Origin of the sequence: Streptomyces sp. FH025 (assembly GCF_017427025.1) — a bacterium.
In the GTDB taxonomy this organism is placed as follows: Bacteria; Actinomycetota; Actinomycetes; order Streptomycetales; family Streptomycetaceae; genus Kitasatospora.
Genome location: NZ_JAFLNG010000749.1, coordinates 1 through 3,547, shown reverse-complemented (window position 1 = coordinate 3,547; position 3,547 = coordinate 1). Strand labels below are relative to the sequence as shown.

Sequence of the window (3,547 nt, the reverse complement as noted above, 5' to 3'; positions counted from 1 at the left end):
CGAAGCGGTCGGTGGCGGCCTGCCAGGCCTCGCGGGCCTGGGCGATGTCCTCGGTGGTGCGGCCGATGAAGTTCCACCACATGAGGATCTTCTCCTCGAAGGGCTCGCCGCCGAGCAGCAGGACGGCCCCGTCGGAGCGGGCGAGGAGGGGGAGTTGGGGGCGGCCGCAGCCGAGGTAGAGCATCGAGCCGGGTTCCACCGGGACGCCGTCGGCGTCGACGCGGCCGGACATGGCGAGGACGGCGTACTCGAACTCGGGGACCAGTGGGAGCCTGAGCTCCGCCCCCTCGGTGAGGGCCAGGTCGGCGCCGACCAGCGGGCTGTGGGTGGTGCCGGGCGAGGTGGCGGTGTCGAGGGTGCCGAGGATGACGGTGGCGCGCAGGCCCCGGGCGGTGACCACGGGTGGTTCGGGGTGGTGCTCGAAGGCGGGCGCGATGTGCCGGTGGGCGGCCGGGAGGGCGACCCAGAGCTGGGCGCCGTGCAGGTAGCGGGCGTGCGGGCGCGGGGACTCCTCGGAGTGCGAGATCGCCCGGCCGGAGGTCATCAGGCCCAGTTCGCGCGGCCGGACGGTCTGCAGGCTGCCGAGGCTGTCGCGGTGCAGCACCTCGCCCTGGTGCAGCCAGCTGACCGTCTGGAGGCCCATGTGCGGGTGCGGCGGGACCTGCATGCCGGGTGCCTCGGCGATGTCGTCGGGGCCGTAGTGGTCGACGAAGCACCAGGCGCCGACCATCCGGCGGCCCAGGTTGGGGAGCAGGCGGCGGACCACCGTGCTCTCGCCGAGCGGGACGAGCCGTCCGGTCAGCAGGTCCTTCACCGGGCCGCTGCCGGCCTCGCCGCCGCAGCTGGTCGGGGCGGGCTTGAGGTCGAGGTTGCTCATCGCGGTTCCACCACCGTACGGGGAGGGGGTCGTCGGACGGCGCCGTCATCGATCATCCGTCACGGTCCGACGATCCTCCACCGGTGCCCGGCGGCCCGGCGGCCCCGCACCAGGACCTCTCAGTGCTCGCAGGACCACCAGGCGTCCGCCGACGCCTTGGCGGCGAGCTCCCGCAGGTTGCGGACGGCCTCGGCCGGGTCCTCGGCCCCGTACACCGCCGAGCCGGCCACGAACACGTCCGCGCCCGCCTCGGCGCAGCGCTCGATCGTGCTCGCCGCGACGCCGCCGTCGACCTGGAGCCACAGTTCCAGGTCGTGCTTGGCGATCAGCTCGCGGGTGCGGCGGATCTTCGGCAGCATGATGTCCAGGAAGGCCTGGCCGCCGAATCCGGGCTCGACCGTCATGATCAGCACCATGTCGAGCTCGGGCAGCAGGTCCTCGTACGGCTCGATCGGGGTGCCCGGCTTGAGTGCCATGGAGGCGCGGGCGCCCTTGGCGCGGATCTCACGGGCGAGGCGGACGGGCGCGGCGGCGGCCTCGACGTGGAAGGTGACCGAGCCCGCCCCGGCCTCGACGTACTGGGGGGCCCAGCGGTCCGGGTCCTCGATCATCAAGTGGCAGTCGAGCGGGATGTCGGTGGCGCGGGCGAGCGACTCGACCACCGGGACGCCGAGGGTCAGGTTCGGCACGAAGTGGTTGTCCATGACGTCCACGTGCAGCCAGTCGGAACCCCGGACGGCCTCGGCTTCCTCGGCGAGCCGAGCGAAGTCGGCGGACAGGATGCTGGGGTTGATCTGGGCCATGACCGACTACCTTCGTACGAGGGCTTGCGAGGGCTGGGGCGCGCCGGGAGCGGGCACCTCGTCCCATCATCTCCCGCCGTGCCACCACCGGATGCACCGCACGACCCCCAGGTGACCCGCATCACACCCTGCCCGGGGTTACCGGGGGCATCGCCGTGGTCATCAGCTCTTGAGCGGTCCACGCACCCGCCCGGAAGGCTGGGCACCCGGCCCGCCGAGGCGGCCGGCGGGCCGCCCCGACCAGCCGAGCTCCCCGCGCCCGCCCGGAGCTCCGTCCGAGGAGGGTCCCGATGGCCGATCTCGTCCACCCCGCCCGCGCGCTGTGGTGGCTCTTCGAGCCGGTGCACGCCGTCACCTACTTCCTGCCCGAGGGCCGGGCCGCCTTCGAGGAGGCCGGGCTGCGCGGCAGCTGGCGCGGCTACTTCGCCGGCCGCTCGGCGCCGCTGGGCGCGGTGGACGCGCCCCCGGTGATCGCCGCGTTCTTCAACTTCGCCCCGGCGATGGTGGAGCGCGCGCTGCCGTCGGTGTGGACATTCGCGAGCCCGGAGGAGACGCTGACCGCCCGACTGAAGGGCTCGGCGGCGGCGCTGGCCCGGCTGCTGGAGCACGTCGACCGGGCGCAGGTCGAGCTGGTGGCCGACACCCTGGAGCAGGCCGCCGACCGGCTGGACTGCGCCGGCCGGGTGCTGGCCTCGGCCAACGCCGCACTCCCCCGGCCGACCGGGCTGTACGAGCGGCTCTGGCAGTCCGCCACCGTGATGCGCGAGCACCGCGGGGACGGCCATGTCGCCGCGCTGGTGGCGGCCGGGCTGGACGGCTGCGAGGCGCTGGTGATCCGCTGCGCGATGGACATGCGGCGCGAGCAGCTCCAGCCGGTGCGCGGCTGGACGGACGCCGAGTGGGAGGCCGCCGCCGAGCGCCTGGTCGAGCGCGGCTGGCTGACGGCCGGCGGCTCGGTGACGGAGCTCGGCCGGATCCGCCACCAGGCCCTGGAGGCGGCCACCGACCTGGCCGCGGCCCGGGTGTGGGAGGACTACCCGCGCGCCGAACTCGACCGGCTGGCGGCCGCGTTGAAGCCGATCTCGGCACTCTGTCGCAGCGAGCTGCCGTTCTACCCGGTCGGGCTGCCGGACAACTCCTGACGGTCGGCGCCGGGCGGGGCGAGGACGATCCCCCGCCCGGCGTAGAACCGCCCGAACGCGCGCCACGGCACGCGGGCGAAGGCCTGCGTCTCCCCCGGGAAGCCGGAGGGGTTGTGGATCACCAGCGCCGTGTCCGTGGTGCCCACCGCCAGCACGAGGTGCCCGCCGCGCCGGACCGGCTCCGGCCCGTCCGGTTCCCGGATCGACGGGTGCACCGACACCATGACCAGCCGCCCGCCGACCACCTCGGCCGCCACCTGCGCGGGCGTCAACTCCCGTGCCCACGCGACCAGTCCCCACCGGCGCCGGACGTAGTCGGCGAACGGCGCGTGGACCAGCCCGCGCAGGCTCTCGCCGTCCCGTACGTACGCGCCCGCCGCCACGCACTCGGCCGCCAGCGCCATCGCCGTCGGGGTCACGCCCCACCAGTGCTCCAGCGCCATCCGCAGACAGGCCACCCCGCACAGCCGCCAGGACCACCAGGCGTACTCCTCCGGGGTGGCCGCCCCCGACTGCCCCCAGCGCGGGTCCCGCGCCGCGTCCAGCTGCCCGTCCACGATCGCGCGCACCAGCTCCGCCGACTCCCACTGCGCCCGGTACGGCACCTCGTGCACCACCGGCGCCTCCCGCGCCTCCCACACCCCGCGCGTCTCCCGCACCCCACGCGTCTCCCGCGCCTCCCGCGCGGCGTCGCCCTGTTCGACCATCCCCCGACGCTCTCACGC

At 75.0% G+C, this 3,547-nt stretch carries 4 protein-coding genes; 1 reads left to right on the top strand and 3 read right to left on the bottom strand.

What is annotated here, in order from left to right:
- Positions 1-877: pirin family protein (locus J0670_RS33215; RefSeq protein WP_207815909.1), on the bottom strand; the 877-nt coding region annotated here is incomplete at its 3' end.
- A 119-nt stretch (positions 878-996) separates the two neighbouring features.
- The gene (gene rpe, locus J0670_RS33210) at positions 997-1,680 is read right to left on the bottom strand and encodes a ribulose-phosphate 3-epimerase (RefSeq protein ID WP_207815907.1); all 684 of its coding nucleotides are present in this window, start codon (positions 1,678-1,680) and stop codon (positions 997-999) included.
- A gap of 290 nt (positions 1,681-1,970) precedes the next feature.
- Between rpe and J0670_RS33205 the strand changes: the two genes are divergently transcribed.
- Positions 1,971-2,822 (top strand): hypothetical protein, encoded by an 852-nt coding sequence (locus J0670_RS33205; protein ID WP_207815906.1) that lies wholly within the window; start codon positions 1,971-1,973, stop codon positions 2,820-2,822.
- Here J0670_RS33205 and J0670_RS33200 read toward each other — a convergent pair.
- On the bottom strand, positions 2,792-3,529 hold the full coding sequence (locus tag J0670_RS33200; RefSeq protein ID WP_207815905.1) for a C39 family peptidase: 738 nt from the start codon (positions 3,527-3,529) through the stop codon (positions 2,792-2,794). The two genes, J0670_RS33205 and J0670_RS33200, sit on opposite strands and share 31 nt — an antisense overlap.
- Positions 3,530-3,547 lie beyond the last annotated feature (18 nt).